The sequence below is a fragment of the Pseudomonas sp. GM55 genome (assembly GCF_000282395.1).
GTDB classification, from domain to species: Bacteria; Pseudomonadota; Gammaproteobacteria; order Pseudomonadales; family Pseudomonadaceae; genus Aquipseudomonas; species Aquipseudomonas fluorescens_CC.
Window position 1 is genome coordinate 12,593 of record NZ_AKJJ01000090.1, and the last position, 20,635, is coordinate 33,227.

A 20,635-nucleotide genomic window follows, 5' to 3' on the forward strand; every position below is an offset into this window, starting at 1 on the left:
TCCGAGATGGTCTGGTGGCTCACGGATTGAGCCCACCCCGTTGCACGTAGGTGATAAGCATGGCGAACAAACTCTCGCTCGGGCTGGTGATTGGGGGCGCCGTCGATTCTTCGCTCGGTGCCGCCTTCAAGAACGTCAGCGGCGAAATGAAAAAGCTCGAGGCGCAAACCACGCGCGCCAAAGGTTTGCAGAAAGTCATCGGCGAGACCATACGCCTGCGCGATGAATGGAAAAAAGCCCACGACAGCGGCGCGGCCAATGCCGATGCCTTGCTGCGCAAGCTGGAAACCAACACCAGCAGCCTGCGCAAGCAGGGGGTTGAAGTCGGGCGCCTGCGTCAGGAGTACCTGGCGCTGGGTAAGGTGGTGCGCAGCGCCGAGTTCAAGGTCAAAGGGATGGGCCAGGTCGAGGAGGGGCGGGAAAGTTTACGCAGCGGGTTTGGCACGGCAGTCGCCGGCACCACGCTGGCCGCTGTACCGACCAAGGTCAGCGCGGATTTTCAGGCGATCATCCGGGACATCGCGATCAAGTCCGGTACCGCCAATACTCAACAGGAAGTAAATACCGCCCGCGACATTGTGCAGACTTCGAAAGACACCGGCATGGCCAACACCCAGGTGGCCGAGCTGGTGAACCAGCTGGTCGGTGGCGGCATGGATCTGACCGAAGCGCTGAAGTACGCCCCGGTGGCGGCCAAGTTTGCGGTCGGGCAGGGCGCGTCGGGCACCGACACGGCAAAGATGATTCTGGCGATGCAGAACAACGCCAAGATCACCGACCCGAAAAAAATGGAACAGGCCTTGGCATCGGTCGCGTTGCTGGGCCAACAAGGCAGCTTCGAAGCGGCCGACATGGCCAAGTGGTTTCCGGAACTGCTGGCGCAGATGGCCAGCAGCGGCATCACCGGGCAGGATGCGGTGACCCAGCTGGGCGCCATGCTGCAGGTGCAGATCAAGAGCGCCGGCAGTGCCGATGAGGCGGCGAACAACCTGAAAAACTGGATTGCGAAAATCGGTTCAGGGGAAACGGTCAAAGGTTATGCCGATGCCGGGATCGACTATCAGGGCTCGATGAACGCCGCCATTGGCAAGGGCCTGTCGACCTTTGAAGCCAGTTTTGAACTGGCTCGCCGGTACGTGGAAAAGACCGACCCCAAAAAGGCCAAACAGCTGGATCAGGGCCTGACCAAGATCAACCAGGAGACGGACCCGGCCAAGGCGCAAGCGATGGCCGATGCTCTGGCCGCGACCCTACGTACCGGTGATGTATTTGCCGACATGCAGGTCAAGACCGCGCTGATGGCGTACACCCAGAACAAAAAATTCTACGCGGAGCTGAAAAAAGGCGCCTCGGACCCCAACGGCCCGCGCAAGGACATTCTCGACAAGAACCTGAGCGAGCGTCGCGAAGCCTCGTCACAACGCTGGGCCGAAACCGGTCAGGCGTTCAACGATTCGCTGCGTGCCATCGGTGATGCCCTGCGTCCGGCGACGGATGCGCTGGCCATCGGGATTGGCGTGGCGGCGCGTGGCTTGACCGCTTTGTCCGAGGAAACGCCCAAGGCCGTGCTGGGCCTGGCGGCACTCACTGCTGGTGCATTGGTATTGGGCAAAGCCTGGGCCGCGCTGAAAATCGGTCGGGGGCTGGCCAACATCGCCCGTGGTTCGGCCGGCGACCGATCCAACATCGTCCAGCGGGTGTTCGTGACCAACGCGAAGGACGGTGATGATGAAGGACTGGATCGCGATCCAGGTCGAAAGCGAAAAGCTTCTGCCAATCGACTTTCCCGTGGCGTGAAAGCGGGCGGGGCGCTGGCGGTGGCTGCTGCCGGCTACCAGGTAGTGGACACTTACCTGAACGCCACCACCCGCGATGAAAAGGCTGAAGGTTACGGCGAGGCGGCGGGTAGCTTGGCCGGTGGCCTGGCGGGTGCAGCGGCCGGCGCGGCCATCGGTTCGATCATCCCACTGATCGGAACCGCGATTGGCGGAGTGATCGGTGGCATGGTCGGAGCGTGGGGCGGTGGTGACGTGGGAGCGACCATTGGCAAGGCCTTGTTTGGCGGACCGGACACGCCGGCCAAAGCACCGATCGGCATCTTGCCCATGGCCGCCGGCCAAGGGGTGGGCGCGGTCGTACGTGCGATGGAAAACGCCCCCGCCGCGCCGGTCACGGCGGCGGCATTGATGTCGAGCACGGCGGCAAAAACACCCGAATGGCCGAAGGTCGATCAGCAGTTCACCTTCGCCCCGGCCCCGGTTTTTCAGGTGCAAGGCGATGTGAAAGACCCGGCACAGTTCGTTCAGGAAATGATGCCGTACCTGCGACGCCAGTTTGACGACTTTGCTCGGGAGGCGCGTAACCGCCAGTTGTTTGATGCGCCCCATGTGGGCTAAGGAAGTGTTTTATGACGGATGAAAAAAACTACCTGGAGCACCTGCAGGGTGGCCTCAAGTACATGGTCGACGCCGGTGAAGCCGGTCGCACGGACATCGAGTCGATGACCGGGCCCATGAATGGCGCGCTCAATGAAATCAGCGGGGCTGCGGATGCGCTGGAAGGCTTGCCCTTTCTGAGCGAGGACCTGAGCGACAAGACCCGGCGTCTGCAGGGTGCGATCAACTCGGCGCAGGCCAAGATCGGCAAGGTCGCCAGCTACTACAACCAGACCCAGCGCGCCTTGGCCCAGTTTGATGAGCACTTTTCCGCGTTGACTGAGCAGATAGGCCGCTTTGGCGCGGCGTTCAATAAGGTCGCCGGTAAAGCCAATGCCGCGTTGGGCAACATCTTCCCCACGGAATGGTTTGCCGGCGACATGTCGCCGATTCCCGACGCGGTGAAGCCATTCCCGCACTTGCTGATCCTCTACCCACTGAAAGCCAATGAGCGGCCGTATTACTTCAACCTGGACACGGCAGCCTTTGATGAACTGCGCCGGCAGACGGCGTTTCGCTGGGCCGCGCAGGAACGCCTGACCCGGCGCCCGGCACAGCAGGCGGTGGGCCTGGGTGAGGAAAAAATCACCATCAAGGGCGCGATCTACCCGAGCTTCAAAGGTGGGCTGAAGCAGCTGGATAGGCTGCGGAGCATCGGTGCCAAGTTGCTACCGCTGAACCTCACCACCGGTTATGGCGAAGTGCTGGGCAACTGGTGCCTGACCAATATCGACGAGGAACAAAGCGCGTTGCTGCCCGGCGCGATCCCGCGCAAGCAGGGCTTTTCATTGGAGTTTGTCCGTTATGGCGATGACCTGCAGAACGGCTGACGGGGATCTGCTCGACACCCTGTGCCACCACTATTATGGCCATCTGAACCGCAGCGTCGAGGTGGTGCTGGCCGCCAATCAGGGCCTGGCCGATGAGCCGCAGCCGTTCCGGGCCGGCGTGCTGATCACGCTGCCGGACCTGGTGGTCGAGACTGACAGCGTCATTTCGTTGTGGGATTGATCCCGTTACCCAGCCCTCCGCGTGCGGGCTTTTTCTTGTCTGAGGTGCCGACATGCAACCACTTTTCCGCATCGTCGCCGACGGTGCCGACATCACCACCTTGATCAATGATCGGCTGATCTCGCTGCAGCTCTCCGATCGGCCCGGCATGTCCTCAGATTCGTTTGAGCTGCGCATTGATGACCGCGACGGCGCGGTGTCGCTGCCCGTGCGTGGCGCGAGCATCGAGGTCTACCTGGGTTATGCCGGCGCCGACCTGACGCGCATGGGCCGCTACACCGTGGACGAGGTGGCGGTTTCCGGTCCGCCGGACACGCTGGTGATCAGCGGCAAGGCCAGCGACATGCGTGGCAGCGGCAAGACCACGCGTAGCGGCAGTTGGGAGGACGTCAGCCTGGCGCAGATCGTCGGTGACGTGGCCGCGCGCAATGGCTGGCAGCCGTCGTGTCCGGTCGACACCCGGGTGCCACGCATGGACCAGCTCAATGAATCCGACTTCAACTTCATCACCCGGGTGGCCAAAAAGCACGACTGCACGGCCAAGGTGGCCGACGGCAAGCTGCTGGTCCTGCCGCGACAGGGTGGGCAGAGCGCCAGTGGCAAGGCCTTGGCGGTCATTGCCCTGCAGCGCAGTGACGTGACCCGCTGGCAGTTTCGCTTGAGCGACCGTAGTACACACCAAGGCGTCAGCACCCAGTATCAGGACCCGGACAGTGGAGAGCTGCTGATCTCGCACCTGGACAACCCCAACGTGCCGGAAGGCTTGCCGCCGGTGCACACCGACCGCCATCTCTACCCGGACAGAACAGCTGCTGATGAGGCGGCGAAGGCGCGTCTGGCGGCGTTCAATCGTTCCACCGCCTCGGTCCGCCTGGACCTGCCGGGCCGGACCGACCTGTTTGCCGAAAGCATGATCGAGGCGCTGGGCTTCAAGCGTGGGCTCGATGGTGAGTACCTGGTGGAGTCGGTCGATCACACCTTCACCCCGTCCGGGTGGACGGTGTCGGTAGAGTGCAATGGCGGCAAGGAGGGCAAGGCCAAGGCCTCCGGCAAGCCGCAGAAAGTCGTGCTTGAAGTGCCGGGTTGATCACCCGGGCGCATGAGTCGGCCCGAGTCAAAAGTTTCAAACTCAAAGTAAAAGGAGCGGCCAGTCTGGATGCGTCAACATTCAGCCTGGCCACCGTCCCCGCAGATTGTCCCTGCAAGTCCCGCCAAGGCTCCTGCTCTGTGCACAAAGCAGAGCGAGCCTAGCACCTGTTTATTTATACAGTAAAGGTCTTGCTATCTATGTCTACCCCTATCATTCCTTGGATGGGCGGCAAACGCCGCCTGGCCGATCGCCTCATTCCGCTGTTTCCCCCGCACGAATGCTACGTCGAAGTCTTTGCCGGCGGCGCCGCCCTGTACTTCATGCGGCCTCAGGCTGCACCCGTTGAAGTTCTCAACGACATCAATGGTGACCTGGTGACGCTGTACCGCGTTGTGCAGAACCACCTCGAAGAGTTCGTGCGCCAATTCAAATGGGCGCTGAGCTCTCGGCAAGTGTTTGAATGGCAGAAGATGACGCGCGTCGAAACCCTCACCGACATCCAACGTGCCGCCCGATTCTTCTACCTGCAGCACCATGCCTTCGCTGGCAAGGTCTCCGGGCAGACCTTTGGCACCGCCACCACCACTCCATCGATTAACCTGCTGCGGATTGAAGAAAACCTCTCGGCCGCTTGGCAACGCCTGTCCGGCACCTACGTCGAGAATCTGCCTTGGCTGGAATGTGCCGAGCGCTACGACCGTGCCCATACCTTCCACTACATGGATCCGCCGTACTGGCAGACCGCAGGCTATGGGGTGGATTTTCCATTTGAGAACTATGAGCGGATGGCCGACTTCATGCGTCGCTGCAAGGGCAGGGTGATGGTCAGCATCAACGATCACCCGGACATCCGCCGAGTGTTCGAAGGGTTTCACTTCGAAATGTTGGATATCCGCTACACCACGACCAACCAACGGCAGGGCACCGCTAAGGTCAGTGGCGAATTGGTGATTTTGAACTGGGAGCCGGCAGCGTTGGGAGGCCTCTTTTGAAATATCTGTTTTCAACCGATTCTGTTGAGAAAGTCGGTTTGCCCATAACGCTCGATTAATGGGTGAAAACACCTCTTTTGCACGCTGCTACGTGAATTCCGAGTCCTGAGCCTTCTGCCAAAACACAGATTTCAATCTCAGACGCGTAATTTTCTGCCGTGGAAATCGAAGCCGAGTTTTTCAACAGAATCAACCCAAATTGGACAGTCAAATTAGTTGACTTCACCATCAACTCAGAGCTTCTTAAGCAACATCAATCAATGGACTTTTGAGTTGTAGGTAAGCGCCAACTGGCAATGAAGCACATCAACAAAAAGCTGCACATCACTCCAAGTAATACTGATGCCCCATAGAGTTCCAAAACGAAAGCGGCGGCAATGGGGCCGCAGGCCTTGGCGACAAGGACAGGCCTTGCGAGCAGCCCCATTCGTGCGCCATATCCTTGAGGCCCAAACAGCGCCATAGGAAGAGTACCGCGAGCGATGGTGAGGATGCCGTTGCCTGTGCCGTAAAGTGCAATTGCCACGAACGCCAGCCAGGGCAGGCCTGAGATCAGCAGTCCAAGTCCGATCGAACAAAGCAACGCGCCAGCTCGAGCGGACTAGGTTGGGTGGAGATTTCTGCCTATGGAAAACTCTGCCACCCGTGCTACGACTTGTGATGGACCAATCACCATGCCGATGGCCAAGGCCACAGAGGTCGCGAATCCTAATTGCTTGAGGACATTGAGCAGGTGTACTGAGATACCTGATACGACCAACGCGAGAATTTTCAGCATGGCGCCAATCAACAAAAACAGATGATTGGTGGTCCTGTGGCGACGGTCTAATGAACTGGGTGATTCTCTAATGATGAGGTGGGGGGGGTGTTTTGCGCTTCCAGGAATCATCAACGCATGAACGGGCAATCCGATTAGTAGGTGAGCGGCGGCGCAGAGGTGATGCCTTTGCTGTTCAAGCCAAACGAGTGCTATTCGCAGTATTCGGAAGACGAGCATGGCCCGGCGGCGGGTTTAGGTCTTGGATTATTCATCGCGGCCGAAATCGTTGCCGGCCATGCAGGCAAAATTAAGGTCTACGTTGGAGCGGGGCACGATTTTCCGCGTAATAGTGCCGACTTCTTGATGGTGATAACCCGCCCGAGGTAGCATAGCTGATTGCGTATTCAGGTACCCATCTCTAGAAATTCATTGGCGGAAGAAATAGAACCCCGTGAAGGAGTCGCGCGTCAAAAGTATACGACCACGGAACAGGGGCGTTGATAAGCGTTGTAACTCTTGCCCCCACTGTGTGCGAACTTTTTTAGCCCATGGGTTTTTATTAGAGGCATTCAATCAGGTGAAAATCGTCCCGACCTCTTGGGTCGGTCGTAGCGCCGCAGAAGTTCTCACCTCTCATGGGCTTACGATCTGGGAGAAAGAACAGTGCTTCAGCTTCCAACGCAAGGACAAGGCTTACATCGTGACACGCCGTAACTGCGGGTACCAAGCTAGAACTCTCTGATTGCTTTCGTCGAAACGCCCGCCCGAAACGCCAATGCTTCGACGGTCCAGCCGAGCATTTCCCTAGCTTTGGCACAGTGAACATTCGTGAAGCCAAGCGGAAAACTCTGGAGGAACAGCCACATTTCTCTATCCGCTTCGGCTTGTTCATATACAGTTAAATGAGGGGCATAAACCAGTCCTGCGGCGATGGCTAGAGGCAAGGGAAAGGGGGGCTGGAGGAGTGAAGAGAATGTATTTTAATGTGTTGGTTAGGCATCGGCGCTGCGCTCTCCATGGAAATACTCCATAAGCCAAATGGGATTACGAATTTTTCCATCGAGGAAGTCAAAATACTCGGTCCCTCCCTGTCCTTGTGCTTGGTCAAACTCTTGGTCACCTTGCAGAGCTAGTGAGTTATATACGTAATTAGTGGCCTGTTCTGTATTGCCATCGAAAATATACGTGTGACCTGCCGCAAGAAGCAGGTAGAATTGGTCATCACTATCTAGAGGAATATTTGCGCGCTGCATTGCAGCATCGAAGAAGCCAAATATATATCCTCGGACAAATTTGCTGTGAAGAAAGCCATCATATGTTTTGTCGTCGGCCTTACAAAGTAAGAGCTGCATTTCAAGCATGCGGGCAGCTCTAGCTATAACATCATGGCTGTGAGGATCAATTTCATTCTTGAGAGGCAATTCCGAATATTCTTGTGTGGCCTTTGCGAATACCAATATGGAGTTTTCCAACAGATGATGATCAAGGCTGTTTAGCGGATAATGCCCTCCATTGGTTTCTACTTCAGAAATTATATTTCCAAGAGATAGAATTACAGCGCCTCTGTTTAAACTTCCGACCTCAAACAGCGCAATACCATTTGATAAGGCGGAGGCAGCTACGGCAAGTTTATGGGGGCGCTGACCAAACTTTCCATCGAATACATCTGGTTTTGAGTTCCAGATAATTTCAATAAGTTTTTTTGCAAACCTTGCGGGGTCTAAGTCAAATATTCCCACCTTTGCTTGTTGTTCGAGCAAGTTCTGAACAACGATAGCAGCCTCGCTTTTTTTGTAGGTGCTTTTGATTCCACTGAATAGCCCCATGATTTCCTCTTTCTATTTACGTTTAGGGATCGATAGCTCCTCGGATAGCTTAGGCAGCTTGTGTATCTGAGCGAGGACCTTTCCAGTAGTCCCTCCTCTACTATTTAATGTAGAGTGAAACTTTGATTTTTCCCGCACCCAAGTAGGATCGGGACTCGGCTAGAGATCTTTGCCTCGAAGCTTGGCCAGCCCTTGCTTGATGTGGCCAGCATTCTCTCCCATCACCCATAAGGCACCCCGAACGTTGTCACCGACGTCGGTTAAGCCTTGCTTCTCGGATAGGAGGGTTAACTCCATAAGTGCGGCCTCCAGAACAAACTGATTCTGATACAGCCTTTCTAGCAAATCTGATAGCGAGTATTCACTCGACATTGGCTTCGACTCCGTTCGATAAGTACCAAGCATAGCAGCGGCTTCATACAAGTGACGGCTAATTAGAATTTGCTACAGGAAAATGGGGAATGCGCCTCAGGAGCAAGCAGAGTAGGGCTTTGTGGGCTGCTAGGTTCAATCCATCAGTAAGTCGGCTCAACTTGGCTCGCAACGGGCTTCACTCAGCAGGTACGGCATCGGAGACCAGGGCTGTGGACGGGAAGTCATTCAGGTGTCATGCGCACCGCGAGCGTCATCTTGATGAACTCCTCATTGCGGTCGACCGTGTTCAGGGCGCCGCGGACGTTGTCGGCGACGTCGGCCGATCCGCGTTGCTCGACCCAGTTCGAAAGCTCCAAGATGGCGGCTTCAAGGGCGAGCTGGTTTTCGTTGATCTTGAAGAGCAGGGAAGGGAGCAGGTCTGAATTCGGCATAGGCGATTACTCGGCGGATGAGGGCATCGCAGCAGTGGCAGTTCTGGCAGTTCTGGTTCGCGTGATTACCATGTCGTGGGTTACAGCGTTTCTGGTGATCCTGTGATACAGCTAGAGTCCATGTGTCTGCACATTTCAGTTACCATCGCGTATCTTGGAATAGTTAGCGACTACTCGCACGAGTTGCACATGGAGGGAATCAATAACATGGATAGTGTGCGCTCTGTACAAGTTATCGCCGTGACCGGCGGAAAGGGCGGCGTCGGCAAGACGACTGTGGCTGTGAATCTTTCATTGGCGCTGGCGAAACTTGGAAGGCGAGTCGTATTGCTTGATGGCGATTTTGGCTTGGCGAATATCGATGTCCTGTTGGGGCTTTCCCTGCAGTACACGCTTGCCGATTTAATCGAAGGTCGCTGTGAGCTATCCGATGTACTTTTGCGCGGTCCGGGCGGGATACGAATCGTCCCCGCTGCCTCAGGCATCCAGAGCATGGTGCAGTTGTCTCCGGCTCAGCACGCAGGCCTGATCCAGGCCTTCAGTGAAATCGGTGACAGTCTCGATGTGCTGGTGATTGACACAGCTGCAGGCATTGGCCCGTCGGTGGTCAGTCTCGTCCAGGCGGCCCACGAAGTCTTGCTGGTGGTCTGCGACGAACCGACCTCGATCGCCGATGCCTACGCCCTGATCAAACTGCTTAATCGTGATTACGGAATGGACCGTTTCCGGGTGCTGGCCAATATGGCGCAGAGCCCGAATGAAGGTCGCGCGCTATTCGCTAAATTGGCCAAAGTCACCGATCGCTTCCTCGACGTAACCCTGCGGTATGTGGGAGCGGTTCCGTACGATGAATGTGCGCGTAGGGCAGTGCAGAAGCAGCGAGCAGTCTACGAACACTTTCCGCGCTCCAAGTGCGCCCAAGCATTTCAGGAAATCGCTTTAAAGGTCGACGCTTGGCCTTTGCTGGCTACCCCCAGAGGGCATATGGAGTTCTTCGTTGACCGCCTCGTCCATAATTCGAGAAGGTGACATTTCTCTCCCGGCCGTATGAGTGGTGCGATTGTGGTGTCCGCTTCTGCCTAATAAGCCTGGAGGCGCTTTTATTGGGTCGGCTTGCGCAAAACCTCCTCTGGAGGCCGCGTGTTTCCGTTTGCATAAGCACAAATAAGCGGGTGTTTTGCTACCCTTGTAAGTAGCTATATTCTTTTAGAAACAATAGGTTAGGCTGCTACAGCCCCCAACATGGGGTGCTAGGGGCGAACGTGTCGCTATTGGCCGATAGCTGTCTGTCCTAGAGGGCTGCATCCGACCCATTGCTGCCAGTCATTTGCGTCTACAAAATCAGGGGCGATTCATCTTTTATGTAGGGGGTCCAGATTGGCAAACGTCAATAACTTTAACTGCGACTTTGGGGCTTTCGTTTCTCAGTAAGTTGTCTAGCTCTGTATTGGTTATTGAGGTCGTCCCGGTTGTAGTGTTTGCCCTTCCGGCAACCAGTCAGCTTTCGAAGCGATAAAGGGCGTGCCAAACCGATGCCTTTGGCCAATATAAATGACCTCGTTGATGCCTTCGTCTTTTGAGAATAAAAAATTATTTTTGCTCCTCTTGAATCGTTTTTCTCACAACGCTATATATTTTTGTACGCGATGCCGAAACCGGGTCGCGCCATAAATCACTTGGAGAAAACTCAGGAGATTTAGCTATGGCTAGTACCGTTTCGTTGGCCCCACTGTTCCGTCAGTCGGTAGGCTTTGATCGTTTCAACGACCTTTTTGAATCCGCGCTACGCAGCGAGGCGGCCTCGACTACCTACCCACCTCATAACGTCGAGAAGCACGGTGACGATCATTATCGAATCGTCATAGCTGCGGCGGGTCTGAGTGAGGAGGATTTGGACATTCAAGTCGAGAAGGAGGTTTTGACCATCGCCGGTGGCAAGCGAGAAAGCGATCAGGAGACGATTTACCTTCATCAGGGAATCGCTCAACGTGCATTTCGACTGTCTTTCCGTTTAGCGGATCACATTGAGGTTCAAAATGCATCGTTGTCCAATGGGCTGTTGAGCATTGATCTGCTGCGGGTTGTACCAGAGGAAGCCAAGCCTCGGCGCATCAACATTGATGGCTCGGGGAAGTCTGATCTGAAACAAATCAACTGATAGCAGCAAACGAGGCGCTCTTCGGAGCGCCTTTCTTAACTGCAGAATCGGCCAATAGAAGATATTCTCTGGCCTCTCAAAAGATATCCCACGAATATCTCCTAATTGAACGATTCCACGAGCATAGTCTAGCTTTACGAACCACCAGATTGGAGTCGATGGCCTGGCAGATCAGGATGAATCGGTCCCGATATCGTAGAGCCCATATGAGAGGCAGCTTTTGGCCGATTCTGTTGAAAAAGTCGGATTTTCAGCTGGCCTGAACTCAGGCACGACCACCATCGGAGAACCTACTCACCACATTGAGTGGTTTCTCGGCCCTTCGTTGACCTGTGCTGCTCGGTTATTGGGTTAGTTTAAGGTTTTTTGCTTGGTGCAGGCGCACCTATCCCGTGGCAGGTGGCCCTTGAGAGGTAAATTTGGCCAGCCGGCGCAGGTTCTGCACCGCAGCGGCCAGGGTGAATTCATCAGTCGCGCCGCTCATGCCACGTAGTCGCAAGCGATCCAGTTTCAGGATGCGCTTGAGGTGGGCAAACAACATTTCGACCTTTTTACGTTCGTGGCGAGAGCGCACGTACGCAGGTGTCGCTGCAATGCGCCGAGCCACATCGCGCGCGGCTTCATGGACGCTGCGAGCGATCTTGCGAAACGTAGTGTTCGGGCAGCACTGGGCTTTCATCGGGCAGTTCGCGCAGTCGGTTTGCCGGGATCGGAAGATGATGGTGTTGGCTTTGGTGACGTGCGAACGCTCGTTCTTGAAGGCTCGCCATTCACTGCGCAATGCATTGCCGGCCGGGCAGCGGTATTCCTCAGCCTCTTCATTCCAGTGGAAATCGTTGCTCGAAAAACTGTCGTTCTTGCGCTCGGTTTTGTCCCACACCGGCACATGCGGCTCGATGTCCTTTTCCTCTACCATCCAGGCCAGCATCGGCGCGGTTCCGTAAGCGGTGTCGCCAATCAGGCGTTCCGGCTTGATGTCGAACTGCGCCTCGACCCGGTCGATCATGATCTTGGTGCTCTCGACTTCGGCCGTGCGATGAGCCGGTGTGGGTTCCACATCCACGATGACACCGTGTTCGGTATCGATCAGATAGTTCGTGGAATAGGCGAAGAACGCTGGGCCTCCTGGAGCAGCGGTCCAGCGGGCTTGAGGGTCCGTCAGCGATAGACGCTTCGGTAGCGTTTCGGCCAGAGCCTCCTCATCGAGTGCCTCTAGGTACTCTCGCACGGCGCGGCTGCTCAGGGCCGGATCGCTCCAGTTGACCGGCTCATCACCCGGTACGCCGCGCTGCCGACTCGCATCCGCTTTGATGATACTGGCGTCCACGGCAAAGCCTTCGCCTTTGACCAGGCCTGCGTCCATGCAGCGACGTAGCACTTCATTGAACAGCCAGCGAAAGAGATCGCTGTCCCGAAAACGGCCGTGTCGATTTTTGGAAAACGTCGAGTGGTTGGGGACTTCATCTTCAAGGCTCAACCGGCAGAACCAGCGATAAGCCAGATTCAAATGGGCCTCTTCGCACAGTCGCCGCTCAGAGCGAATGCCATAGCAATAGCCGACGATCAGCATGCGAATCATCAGTTCGGGATCAATCGACGGACGCCCAATCGGGCTATAGAAATCGGTGAGGTAATGGCGCAGGTCGCTCAGATCGAGACACTGATCAATGCTGCGTAGAAGGTGATTGGTTGGGATGTGATCTTCGAGATTGAACGAGTAAAACAGCCGTTCCTGCCCACTCGATAACTGTCCCATCATGCTGCGTGCTTCCCTGCTGGCCGATGCGAAGATTTTGCCGCAGGCCAGACAGGGGAGCTACTTTTTCAACAGAATCGGCCGATTGCAGCCCTCCGCCATTGGCGACCATAGACGATAGCCGTCACTCAGGCGCCATCATCACCGCGAGCGTCATCTTGATGAACTCTTCGTTCTTGTCGATGGCTTCCAAGGCACCGCGCACGTTGTCGGCAACATCGGCCGAGCCGCGCTGCTCGACCCAGTTCGAAAGCTCCAGGATCGCGGCTTCCAGGGCGAGCTGATTTTCGTTGAGCTTGAATAACAGGGAAGGGAGCAGATCTGAGTTTGGCATCGCGAATCCTCGGTTATGAAGTCAGCGTAGCACCAGGTTCTATGAGGGATTTTTTTACGAATGGCAGAGCGCCGGGAGAGAGTGCACTGCACACATCGCAATAGTGCGAGCATGGCTTCGATTACATATGCAGGATCGGCATACCGACGATGGTTTTACGCTGCGCAGAGTGCGTATTTTCAAGCTTTATGGAGGGGGCTTTTCCGGGCCGCAATCCTCTAGGGGTATCTGAAAACATTGGCCTGCATGGCACCGTTGAGGAGATGATTGCGGCCCGGAAAACCTATTAGAAGGCGCAGTTTGATTGATTTTCCCTCGGGACTTAAAATCCCCCGCTCGTAAGGGCGTGCCGGTTCGATTCCGGCTTCGGGCACCATGAATATCAAGGGCTTGCGTGAGATACCTCATGCAGGCCCTTAGTTTTTTCTTGCCGCAATTCCTATTTTTGCAGACGTCACCTTCTTCCCTATGCGGTTGCTGATGTATTGCTCAGTCATCACTACGGTGGTGTGACCAAGCTGGTCCATTACCTTCCGGATGTTACCGGTTGAATCAGAAACAGCCCCGTCCGCGGATCGAAGCGGCGCACAAAGTGAACGTCCCCGGAGCCGAAGGGCTGATTGCTTACCCCGGGCCCTCTGATCACCTTGAAGCTGTTCATCCGGTGGATCGGTATGAAGTGCCGGTTATCCATTGGTACGAAATGTGGGTTATCTATTAGTACGAAATGCCGGTTATCCATTGGTACGAAATGCCGGTTGTCCATTGGTATGAAATGCCGGTTGTCCATTGGTACGAAATGCCGGTTGTTAATTAGTACGAAATGTCGGTTGCCCATTGGTACGAAATGCCGGTTGCCCATTGGCACGAAATGCCGGTTTCCCGTATGAAACGAGCCCGTGTGGAAATGCTGGAATTGCCCGCATTGCTGTGGCTGCCCGCTGACCAGAACGGCCGGGTGAGGATTTTGACCGAGGCCGCCACCGCTGATTGCCTCCAGGGAGAGGCTGCTTGCCAGAAGCCCCGCGACCAAGAGCAGGAGCTGCTTGAAGATACGCATAGCGCTACCTCCGACGTTCCCCCCAACACTAAATTATAGTTCGTCATGGACCCCGGCCTGGCCCTGGCGCTGAAGTAGATAGCTCGTCAGACGGTAGCCCTTATTTCTTTGCATCGCGCAATCAAAAGTCTGCCCCGCAATTCAACCCGTTCTACATCCGAATGTCTGCAACAGGCACTTACAAAGCAGTCTCTCAATAAGGGTGACGCGGTCAGGAAAGATGTCTTCTGAGGTTTTTGCCTGCATTTGCCTGACTCAGGTTCCTTGCAGTAAACGGAGGGCACCTTATGCCCTTGTTTTTGAGGGTGATGAATGAAACAAGGACAAGTTTTACTGTTGGCTTTGTTGTTTATTTTTTTGACAGGTTGCACGACTACACCACCAAAGGATCAAGGCAATCTCTGCAGCATTTACCGTGAGTATCCCGACTGGTATGAGGACTCGCTGGAGATGCAGAGTGAATATGGGACGCCTCTGCATGTGGCCATGGCGATCATGAAGCAGGAAAGCAGCTTCGTGGCTGACGCATTGCCGCCTCGTGACTATCTGCTCTGGGTGATCCCCTGGGGGCGAGTCAGTTCGGCTTACGGTTATGCGCAGGCTCAAGATCCGGTGTGGGGCGAGTACAAGGGTAATACTGGCAACGGTGGTTCGCGTGACAACTTCGACGACGCGATCATGTTTATCGGTTGGTACACCACCGGCACCCAGCGCCAGCTCGGAATCTCCAAATGGGACACCTACAATCAGTACCTGGCTTATCACGAGGGGCGTGGGGGCTTTAGCCGCAATTCCTATCGCAGCAAACCGTGGCTGATGCAGGTTGCCCAGAAAGAGCAAAAGCAGTCAGAGATTTACAACGCCCAACTCAAGCAGTGTCGCCAGGAACTGGAAGACGATCGTAGTGGATGGTTTTAGCGCGGCAAACTATTGGTTTTGTCCAAAAGGGTGACTCACCCGACGTAACATTGAACGACCGGACCGGACGCGTCGATAGCTGCCGCCGTAGTGGACCTGGTCGAGGCGCGTCCGCACGGAGTGACCGACCCGACAAAGGAAATTCTGCTTACCCTGGAGCAGTACCGACCAACCGGCTGCGATTCGTGGCCGCGTTCCGCGAAGGGGCCAGGGTGCGCTCTGCGACGTGCCGCTCCAGCTCTTGGACAGATAGGCATCGAGTGCAAGTGCCTGGTTAAAGTTGGGGGTACGGTGAAGTGAGCCATAGGGAGAAAGTAATCGAAGCGGACTCCTGCAAATCCTGACGTTCTGCTAGACGATCACTACGAGCAGGACATCAGTCCTTTCAGGACTTCGAGTCGGCAACTATCCCCCGGCACCGCCAGTGCTTCGTCGGACATGGTCTTCGATGAATCTGACGCGGAGGCCTTCTGATGAGAGCTATCGACTATCTTGGTGATTGCGGGTTCAGTGCCAAGGTGGTGGGTAACCGCTTAATCGTTTCGCCATCCAGCAGGGAGACACAGGAGCAGTGTCGCTATATCAAATATGGTTAAAAACTATCGAACTTTGAAGTTATTTGGTTAATTTCCCGGAAGCCAATCGGGTTCCTCCACCCCCCTCACAGGCGAGCACTACGATCACTTCGCAAAGGTCGCAGGTTATTGTGTCAACCTGGCCCCAACGAATACCCCAGAATCGGCTGCAGAAAAATATGCGTGCTAACGTGGGCTGTTTCTGCCGTTACAAAGCCATACCGCCAGTAGAGGAAGCCCCAAAGAATGCCTGCCAGTATGAATCGCACGGCGACGTAGAGCAAAAAAACTGGCGTTATGTGCGGCGGATAAAAACTTGCTTCGTTGAGCAGCATCGGGATGGCTTGGGCGAGAACAATGGCGATCCAGTAAGCGTTTTTTGGGGGTAGTCCTTGCGAATCTCGCCAGGCAAGCCCTATGCCCCATACCACAGCAGACATGAAAAATAGTCGGTAAAGAATGTTTTCGTTGAACGCGCGCAGCATGAAGTAAATCATGCGCTCGGATAGGGTGAGCTCGGAAAAATATGCGACGTAAAGCGGAGGTAACAGGTGCCTGAACACTACGACGTCGATGGTCGCAATGTATATTGCGACGAGCAGCCCGATACCAAAAGCGACAGCAATAGGATGACTAAGATCATGGGATGCCAGTCGAAGGCCGGTGCGCTGCGCAAAAAAAATCCCCAGGCTCGTGAGTGCAAGAAACAGCACGACGCGAATCCACGGCATGTCGCCGGTGATGGCGTTGAAGACGATATCGAAACCTGCCATTGACGCAATCATCGCACCGACGAACAGAAGTATGCCGGCCGGTAGCCAGCTCGAACGAGGTAAGCTTTTTGAGAGCGCTTGGATATACATGAGATTTTAAAAGCAACTCCATGAATCAATGAACCCGCTTCGGCGGACTTTTCTTTGCGAGGTGAACATGCATCAGCAGCAGCGCGAACCGCACGCCGTCGTGTTCGCCTGCACCTGATCCGTGCTACTTCGCCCGGGCGGGCCAGATGATCGCATCGATCAGGCCGGACGGCGGTTTCTTGTCGTCGAGTCCGGTGGGTGGAAACTCCCCCGCGCGCGGCTGGCGGTAGGTGCCGAACAGCACGTCGAAGATCGGAAACAGCCCTGCGAAATTGCAGTCGTAGTGCTCAGGCAGTGCCGAGTGGTGAATGCGATGATATTGCGGCGAGTTCAGAATGAACGACATGCGGCCGAAGCCAATTCGAATATTCATGTGGGAGAACACGTTGTAGAAACTGATGGCCGCGTATAGGCCGACGATGGCGGAATTTGCTTTGAAGATCACCCCAGCGAGCATGAAGATCGTCAGCATCTTAATCCCGTTTTCAGCCCAATGATGCCGGCTGGTAGTGGTTGCGTTTAGTGCTGTATCGCTGTGGTGGAACGAATGCATGGCCCACATCACCGGAAAGCGATGCTGCGCACGATGGAACAGGTACTCCATGAAGTCGAGCGTGAAAGCATAAAGCAGAAAGCCGAGCAGTAGCCCCCATCCAGTGTTCGGCAGATCGATCCAGCCACCGCCTGCAGCATTGACGGCGACAACCGTGGCAACGGAGACCAGCGGAACAATTGCGGCCTGCGCCAAGGCGTACAACAGCGTGTAGAGCAGATTAAAGCCAGCCGACTTTAGTGGTTGCACCTGGGCTGGATTGATGCGCTCGATGAGAAGGGCGATCACGAAGATGGCCAACAGCGGGATGGTACCGAGTAAGGTGGCTTTAATGTCCATATTGACCTGCTCTTCTCAAAGTAGTGTCTTACGAACAGCGGTGTTTGGTATTTTTTGTATTATCGACCGGGCCGCTTCTTGTTCTTAGTCACCACATCAACCATCCGCTTCGGCGATTTTTTTATGATAGCAGCCCATGACCACTCCACCACAAGCCGCCGCGACGCTTCATCGACTGGAAGGGTAGGTTAAAAGTCTGGAGCCTTCGCCTCAACGACCGGTCCATGTCCGTTTCAACCATAAAATCGTGGTTTTTTGGAAGATAGCCGTCTTGGGCGAGCATGAGGGAGTGCCGGAAGGTGCTGCGTCAAAAGTTTGAGCGTTCGCAGTATCGGCCCGAGCACCCAAACTATTTTTCAATCTCTTCAAAATTCACATTCCTAACCACCATCCCCAAACGGGGAGAGCGCTGATGATCATAAGTGCCGCCCGGCGACGGCGAAAACGTCGGCACGATAAGCGACCGGCTGGAGGCGGAGAAGACGAGGGTACTTCCCGTTTCAGGTATACGTTTAGGTATACATGACGAACTTAATAATAGATAAATCAAGTAATTTAGCGGTCTTTAGGTGGTATGTTCGACCCCCGGCTTCGTTATCTAAAATCAAGGGCTTGCAGCGAAAGCGGATGCAAGCCCTTGCTAGTTTCTGCTCCATCATTTCTTTCTTGATCGTGGTTGCCTGATGCTTTTCAGGACGCCGGGTCTGCCTTGCGGCGATCGCTGCCGGCTGGGTTGCCGGTATTGATCAGCCTTCTTTCCAGCAGTACGTTTTCCAGTGCCTGGCGCTCTGACGGGTTCATTTGGTGCTCCCGCTCCTTGAGTTCCAGCAGGATCGGGGTGGACCACTGGCGGTAGGTTTGTTCGGCACTACGATTGAGTGACATGGGTTCCTCCTTGATCAGGCTCCTGCCAATTAGGGCGCAGCAGTTCGATACGCAAGAGACCCTAGCCGACGAACCTTGTTCTCGCCAATGCGTTACGTCGGACGTTCATTACCCCAGATGCCCGTAGCGGCAGTGCGCTGCACGTAGTCGCTGAAGTCACGTGCCGGCCGTCCCAGTGCCCGCTGTACGCCATCGGCTATTGGCGTGTTGCGGCCATCGAGCACAGTCGTGAAGAGATACATCACCAGGTCGATCAACTCCCGGGGAAGTTGGTGCTGTTCCATGGCCTGTCGATAGGCATCCGCTGGAACGGCCACGAATTCGATGTGGCGGCCGGTGGAGCGGGCAATCTCGGTCACGGCGTCGGCAAACGTCAGCGCCCGAGGGCCGGTCAATTCATAGAGCTGGTTGGTGTGTCCGGGTTGGGTCAGTGCGGCGACGGCACACTCGGCGATGTCTTGCGCATCGACAAAGGGTTCAGCGACCTGGTTGACGGGGAGTGCGAGTTCTCCTTGCAGAATGGGGTCAAGAAAGTGCGCCTCGCTGAAATTCTGGCAGAACCAACTGGCCCGCAGAATCGTCCAGTCAATCCCGCTGTTCTGTACAACATGTTCGGCCTGTTCCGCTTCGATTTCGCCGCGACCGGATAGCAGAACCAGTTTGCGGACTCCGCTTTTAACCGCCAGGTCGGTGAAGGCCTGGATGGATTCCAGGGCGCCAGGAACGGCGAGATCAGGTTGAAAGCAAATGTAGACCCCATGAACGCCATCTATCACCGCGTCCCAGGTTGATCGATCTTCCCAGTCGAAAGGGGGATTCGCGTCGCGGGAGCCTCGGCGAACGGCCAGGCCGGCAGCTTCGAGTCGTTGTGTGATTCGCCGCCCGGTTTTGCCCGTGGCGCCAAGGACCAGTGTGATTGGTTGACCGGTTTTCATCGCGTTCATCTCCATCGGTTAATGTGAGTGATGCTCATGTTTAAAAGATGATAGATCCTCATGTTTATCCGTCAACCCATCGGATCGAATTCCCCGACGTGTGGACATCTGTTATTGGGCGTTGGGAGTGGTGATGCTAAGGTGAGTAAATGTCACGTTATTGACCGGGAAATTCACTCGTGCGCAAAAAGACTCCTGAAGCCCTCGAACAGCCTGCTGCAGAAGCTGTTCGACGCCATCCCACGCAACAGCGCAGCCGCGAACGTCAGGAGCGGATTTTGGCGACGGCGACTCAATTGATCGCGGACAAGGGCAGCGATCAACTCAAGATGAGTGAAATCGCCGAGCGCTCCGAGATCTCGATCGGATCGCTTTATCAGTATTTTCCCGACAAGAGTTCCGTCATTCGCACGCTGGCCGAGCGCTACAACGCTGAGAGTCGTCGCTGCATTACGCAAGCAATGGAGGCCGTCGAGGATGCCCAGGGCTTGTATGCCGCCTATACGCAGTTGCTCGACCTGTATTACGAGATCGTGATGGCGACACCGGTGATGCGTGACATCTGGTCCGGCATGCAGGCCGACAAGCAGTTGTTGCAACTGGAACTGGTGGAGAGCCGGGTGGCCGGCGCACTACTGGCCCAGGCGATGCTTCGCGTATATCCCGACATCGACGAACAACAGGTTCAGGAATCGGCGTTCTTGATCTGGCACCTTGGCGAGGCGACCATGCGCCTGGCGGTCACTTGTGCACCGGAGGAGGGGCGAGCACTGGTCGAGGCGTTCAAGCGCATGTCCCTGCGCGAAATCATGGAGCCGGCGCGCAAGGGCATCGACAAGCAATAAAATGACGCCTCTGTTCAGGATTTATCCTTCGATTGAGCCCTCACGCGAGCAAGGGCCCTGGCGTTCGAAATCCTTTTAACTGTCCCGCTCGATCAATTGGGGTTGTACAGACTCAATCAGCCCAATCCTAAACGAAGGGTTGGCCGGTAAATCCCCGCGGCAAGCGGTGCAGGCCGGCCATCGCGGTCAGTCGCTCGGTCCAGGCCGAGCGCCAGTTATTGGCGGTATGGACGGCTTTGGCCTTGCGTGCTGCGCGCCGGGCAGCGTTGCGTTCGGTCTTGCGGGCTTCTTTATAGGCATCGGTGCTGCGGCAGCTCCTGCATTTCACCCGATTGAGTTCGCGGGTCGATACGAGGTTGTTGCCGTGGTGACCGCAGGCCAGGTGCCCGCTGACTTTGAAATGAGTGACCATTGGAACGTCTCCTTCGCGACGTGTGAGCGGTTGACCCCACGTGAGCGGTGACGTTCGATTGGTTTTGCGCAACAAAAAATCC

The 20,635-nt window shown here is 55.8% G+C and carries 22 protein-coding genes and 1 tRNA gene; 11 read left to right on the plus strand and 12 right to left on the minus strand.

Features of this window, described 5'->3' with window-relative positions; all coding sequences use genetic code 11:
- Nucleotides 1-59: 59 nt before the first annotated feature.
- The 5 genes from PMI31_RS21935 (at nt 60) to PMI31_RS21955 (ending at nt 5,528) form a co-directional block, all read left to right on the plus strand.
- Complete coding sequence (locus tag PMI31_RS21935; protein WP_008020755.1) at nt 60-2,396, plus strand: phage tail tape measure protein; 2,337 nt, start codon at nt 60-62, stop codon at nt 2,394-2,396.
- Nucleotides 2,397-2,407: 11 nt separating this feature from the next.
- Nucleotides 2,408-3,265, plus strand: coding sequence for a phage tail protein (locus PMI31_RS21940; RefSeq protein WP_008020756.1), 858 nt, complete (start codon nt 2,408-2,410; stop codon nt 3,263-3,265).
- On the plus strand, nt 3,240-3,446 hold the full coding sequence (locus PMI31_RS21945) for a tail protein X (RefSeq protein ID WP_008020757.1): 207 nt from the start codon (nt 3,240-3,242) through the stop codon (nt 3,444-3,446). The genes PMI31_RS21940 and PMI31_RS21945 overlap by 26 nt, the downstream gene beginning before the upstream one ends.
- Before the next feature lie 52 nt (nt 3,447-3,498).
- On the plus strand, nt 3,499-4,533 hold the full coding sequence (locus PMI31_RS21950; RefSeq protein ID WP_008020758.1) for a phage late control D family protein: 1,035 nt from the start codon (nt 3,499-3,501) through the stop codon (nt 4,531-4,533).
- A 200-nt stretch (nt 4,534-4,733) separates the two neighbouring features.
- Nucleotides 4,734-5,528, plus strand: a complete 795-nt coding sequence (locus PMI31_RS21955; RefSeq protein ID WP_008020759.1) for a DNA adenine methylase — start codon at nt 4,734-4,736, stop codon at nt 5,526-5,528.
- Nucleotides 5,529-5,781: 253 nt separating this feature from the next.
- On the opposite strand, the gene PMI31_RS31090 is transcribed toward PMI31_RS21955, so the two are convergent.
- Nucleotides 5,782-6,111, minus strand: coding sequence for a hypothetical protein (locus PMI31_RS31090; RefSeq protein WP_052037662.1), 330 nt, complete (start codon nt 6,109-6,111; stop codon nt 5,782-5,784).
- 357 nt (nt 6,112-6,468) lie between these two features.
- Between PMI31_RS31090 and PMI31_RS30965 the strand changes: the two genes are divergently transcribed.
- Nucleotides 6,469-6,675: a sensor histidine kinase gene (locus PMI31_RS30965; protein ID WP_162130441.1), complete on the plus strand. Its 207-nt coding sequence runs from the start codon at nt 6,469-6,471 to the stop codon at nt 6,673-6,675.
- A 605-nt stretch (nt 6,676-7,280) separates the two neighbouring features.
- Here the strand turns inward: PMI31_RS30965 and PMI31_RS21965 are convergent.
- The 3 genes from PMI31_RS21965 to PMI31_RS21975 form a co-directional block, all read right to left on the minus strand.
- Nucleotides 7,281-8,114 (minus strand): hypothetical protein, encoded by an 834-nt coding sequence (locus PMI31_RS21965; RefSeq protein WP_008020760.1) that lies wholly within the window; start codon nt 8,112-8,114, stop codon nt 7,281-7,283.
- A 159-nt stretch (nt 8,115-8,273) separates the two neighbouring features.
- Nucleotides 8,274-8,486 carry a hypothetical protein gene (locus PMI31_RS31445; RefSeq protein WP_008020762.1) on the minus strand — a complete coding sequence of 71 codons (213 nt, stop codon included), beginning with the start codon at nt 8,484-8,486 and terminating at the stop codon, nt 8,274-8,276.
- A gap of 224 nt (nt 8,487-8,710) precedes the next feature.
- On the minus strand, nt 8,711-8,920 hold the full coding sequence (locus tag PMI31_RS21975) for a hypothetical protein (RefSeq protein WP_008020764.1): 210 nt from the start codon (nt 8,918-8,920) through the stop codon (nt 8,711-8,713).
- A gap of 207 nt (nt 8,921-9,127) precedes the next feature.
- Here PMI31_RS21975 and PMI31_RS21980 point away from each other — a divergent pair, with 207 nt between their 5' ends.
- Entirely contained in the window at nt 9,128-9,949 is an 822-nt protein-coding gene (locus PMI31_RS21980) for a MinD/ParA family protein (protein ID WP_043302562.1), read from the plus strand.
- A 673-nt stretch (nt 9,950-10,622) separates the two neighbouring features.
- A complete protein-coding gene (locus tag PMI31_RS21985) occupies nt 10,623-11,078 on the plus strand; it encodes an Hsp20 family protein (RefSeq protein WP_008020769.1) in 456 nt (151 codons plus the stop codon).
- 385 nt (nt 11,079-11,463) lie between these two features.
- Here the strand turns inward: PMI31_RS21985 and PMI31_RS21990 are convergent, their stop codons facing one another.
- Nucleotides 11,464-12,837, minus strand: coding sequence for an IS1182 family transposase (locus tag PMI31_RS21990; RefSeq protein ID WP_008020771.1), 1,374 nt, complete (start codon nt 12,835-12,837; stop codon nt 11,464-11,466).
- A 121-nt stretch (nt 12,838-12,958) separates the two neighbouring features.
- Nucleotides 12,959-13,168 carry a hypothetical protein gene (locus tag PMI31_RS21995; RefSeq protein ID WP_008020772.1) on the minus strand — a complete coding sequence of 70 codons (210 nt, stop codon included), beginning with the start codon at nt 13,166-13,168 and terminating at the stop codon, nt 12,959-12,961.
- A 272-nt stretch (nt 13,169-13,440) separates the two neighbouring features.
- Between PMI31_RS21995 and PMI31_RS30850 the strand changes: the two genes are divergently transcribed.
- Nucleotides 13,441-13,544: transfer RNA gene (locus tag PMI31_RS30850), tRNA-OTHER, on the plus strand.
- Between the two features lie 150 nt (nt 13,545-13,694).
- Here the strand turns inward: PMI31_RS30850 and PMI31_RS22000 are convergent.
- Nucleotides 13,695-14,228 carry a hypothetical protein gene (locus PMI31_RS22000; protein WP_008020774.1) on the minus strand — a complete coding sequence of 178 codons (534 nt, stop codon included), beginning with the start codon at nt 14,226-14,228 and terminating at the stop codon, nt 13,695-13,697.
- Between the two features lie 312 nt (nt 14,229-14,540).
- On the opposite strand from PMI31_RS22000, the gene PMI31_RS22005 reads away from it, so the two are divergent.
- On the plus strand, nt 14,541-15,146 hold the full coding sequence (locus tag PMI31_RS22005) for a transglycosylase SLT domain-containing protein (protein WP_008020775.1): 606 nt from the start codon (nt 14,541-14,543) through the stop codon (nt 15,144-15,146).
- A 709-nt stretch (nt 15,147-15,855) separates the two neighbouring features.
- Here the strand turns inward: PMI31_RS22005 and PMI31_RS22010 are convergent.
- The 4 genes from PMI31_RS22010 to PMI31_RS22025 form a co-directional block, all read right to left on the minus strand.
- A complete protein-coding gene (locus tag PMI31_RS22010) occupies nt 15,856-16,494 on the minus strand; it encodes a hypothetical protein (protein WP_157213297.1) in 639 nt (212 codons plus the stop codon).
- A gap of 214 nt (nt 16,495-16,708) precedes the next feature.
- Complete coding sequence (locus PMI31_RS22015) at nt 16,709-17,476, minus strand: sterol desaturase family protein (RefSeq protein ID WP_008020782.1); 768 nt, start codon at nt 17,474-17,476, stop codon at nt 16,709-16,711.
- A gap of 690 nt (nt 17,477-18,166) precedes the next feature.
- On the minus strand, nt 18,167-18,361 hold the full coding sequence (locus PMI31_RS22020; protein ID WP_008020784.1) for a hypothetical protein: 195 nt from the start codon (nt 18,359-18,361) through the stop codon (nt 18,167-18,169).
- Nucleotides 18,362-18,453: 92 nt separating this feature from the next.
- Nucleotides 18,454-19,296: an NAD(P)H-binding protein gene (locus PMI31_RS22025; protein ID WP_008020786.1), complete on the minus strand. Its 843-nt coding sequence runs from the start codon at nt 19,294-19,296 to the stop codon at nt 18,454-18,456.
- Between the two features lie 179 nt (nt 19,297-19,475).
- Here PMI31_RS22025 and PMI31_RS22030 point away from each other — a divergent pair, with 179 nt between their 5' ends.
- The gene (locus PMI31_RS22030) at nt 19,476-20,141 is read left to right on the plus strand and encodes a TetR/AcrR family transcriptional regulator (protein ID WP_043302555.1); all 666 of its coding nucleotides are present in this window, start codon (nt 19,476-19,478) and stop codon (nt 20,139-20,141) included.
- A gap of 127 nt (nt 20,142-20,268) precedes the next feature.
- Here the strand turns inward: PMI31_RS22030 and PMI31_RS22035 are convergent, their stop codons facing one another.
- Entirely contained in the window at nt 20,269-20,553 is a 285-nt protein-coding gene (locus tag PMI31_RS22035; RefSeq protein ID WP_008020790.1) for a hypothetical protein, read from the minus strand.
- Between the last annotated feature and the right edge of the window lie 82 nt (nt 20,554-20,635).

What these genes read in the sequence shown, in the direction of transcription:
- PMI31_RS21985 (WP_008020769.1), top strand. Translation starts at nt 10,623, where the DNA reads ATGGCTAGTACCGTTTCGTTGGCCCCACTGTTCCGTCAGTCGGTAGGC.
- PMI31_RS21945 (WP_008020757.1), top strand. Translation starts at nt 3,240, where the DNA reads ATGGCGATGACCTGCAGAACGGCTGACGGGGATCTGCTCGACACCCTG.
- PMI31_RS21955 (WP_008020759.1), top strand. Translation starts at nt 4,734, where the DNA reads ATGTCTACCCCTATCATTCCTTGGATGGGCGGCAAACGCCGCCTGGCC.
- PMI31_RS21980 (WP_043302562.1), top strand. Translation starts at nt 9,128, where the DNA reads ATGGATAGTGTGCGCTCTGTACAAGTTATCGCCGTGACCGGCGGAAAG.
- PMI31_RS22010 (WP_157213297.1), bottom strand. Translation starts at nt 16,494, where the DNA reads ATGGCAGGTTTCGATATCGTCTTCAACGCCATCACCGGCGACATGCCG.
- PMI31_RS21935 (WP_008020755.1), top strand. Translation starts at nt 60, where the DNA reads ATGGCGAACAAACTCTCGCTCGGGCTGGTGATTGGGGGCGCCGTCGAT.
- PMI31_RS22020 (WP_008020784.1), bottom strand. Translation starts at nt 18,361, where the DNA reads ATGTCACTCAATCGTAGTGCCGAACAAACCTACCGCCAGTGGTCCACC.
- PMI31_RS22005 (WP_008020775.1), top strand. Translation starts at nt 14,541, where the DNA reads ATGAAACAAGGACAAGTTTTACTGTTGGCTTTGTTGTTTATTTTTTTG.
- PMI31_RS21965 (WP_008020760.1), bottom strand. Translation starts at nt 8,114, where the DNA reads ATGGGGCTATTCAGTGGAATCAAAAGCACCTACAAAAAAAGCGAGGCT.
- PMI31_RS22015 (WP_008020782.1), bottom strand. Translation starts at nt 17,476, where the DNA reads ATGGACATTAAAGCCACCTTACTCGGTACCATCCCGCTGTTGGCCATC.
- PMI31_RS21950 (WP_008020758.1), top strand. Translation starts at nt 3,499, where the DNA reads ATGCAACCACTTTTCCGCATCGTCGCCGACGGTGCCGACATCACCACC.
- PMI31_RS21975 (WP_008020764.1), bottom strand. Translation starts at nt 8,920, where the DNA reads ATGCCGAATTCAGACCTGCTCCCTTCCCTGCTCTTCAAGATCAACGAA.
- PMI31_RS22035 (WP_008020790.1), bottom strand. Translation starts at nt 20,553, where the DNA reads ATGGTCACTCATTTCAAAGTCAGCGGGCACCTGGCCTGCGGTCACCAC.
- PMI31_RS21940 (WP_008020756.1), top strand. Translation starts at nt 2,408, where the DNA reads ATGACGGATGAAAAAAACTACCTGGAGCACCTGCAGGGTGGCCTCAAG.
- PMI31_RS21995 (WP_008020772.1), bottom strand. Translation starts at nt 13,168, where the DNA reads ATGCCAAACTCAGATCTGCTCCCTTCCCTGTTATTCAAGCTCAACGAA.
- PMI31_RS22000 (WP_008020774.1), bottom strand. Translation starts at nt 14,228, where the DNA reads ATGCGTATCTTCAAGCAGCTCCTGCTCTTGGTCGCGGGGCTTCTGGCA.
- PMI31_RS30965 (WP_162130441.1), top strand. Translation starts at nt 6,469, where the DNA reads ATGCCTTTGCTGTTCAAGCCAAACGAGTGCTATTCGCAGTATTCGGAA.
- PMI31_RS22025 (WP_008020786.1), bottom strand. Translation starts at nt 19,296, where the DNA reads ATGAAAACCGGTCAACCAATCACACTGGTCCTTGGCGCCACGGGCAAA.
- PMI31_RS21990 (WP_008020771.1), bottom strand. Translation starts at nt 12,837, where the DNA reads ATGATGGGACAGTTATCGAGTGGGCAGGAACGGCTGTTTTACTCGTTC.
- PMI31_RS31445 (WP_008020762.1), bottom strand. Translation starts at nt 8,486, where the DNA reads ATGTCGAGTGAATACTCGCTATCAGATTTGCTAGAAAGGCTGTATCAG.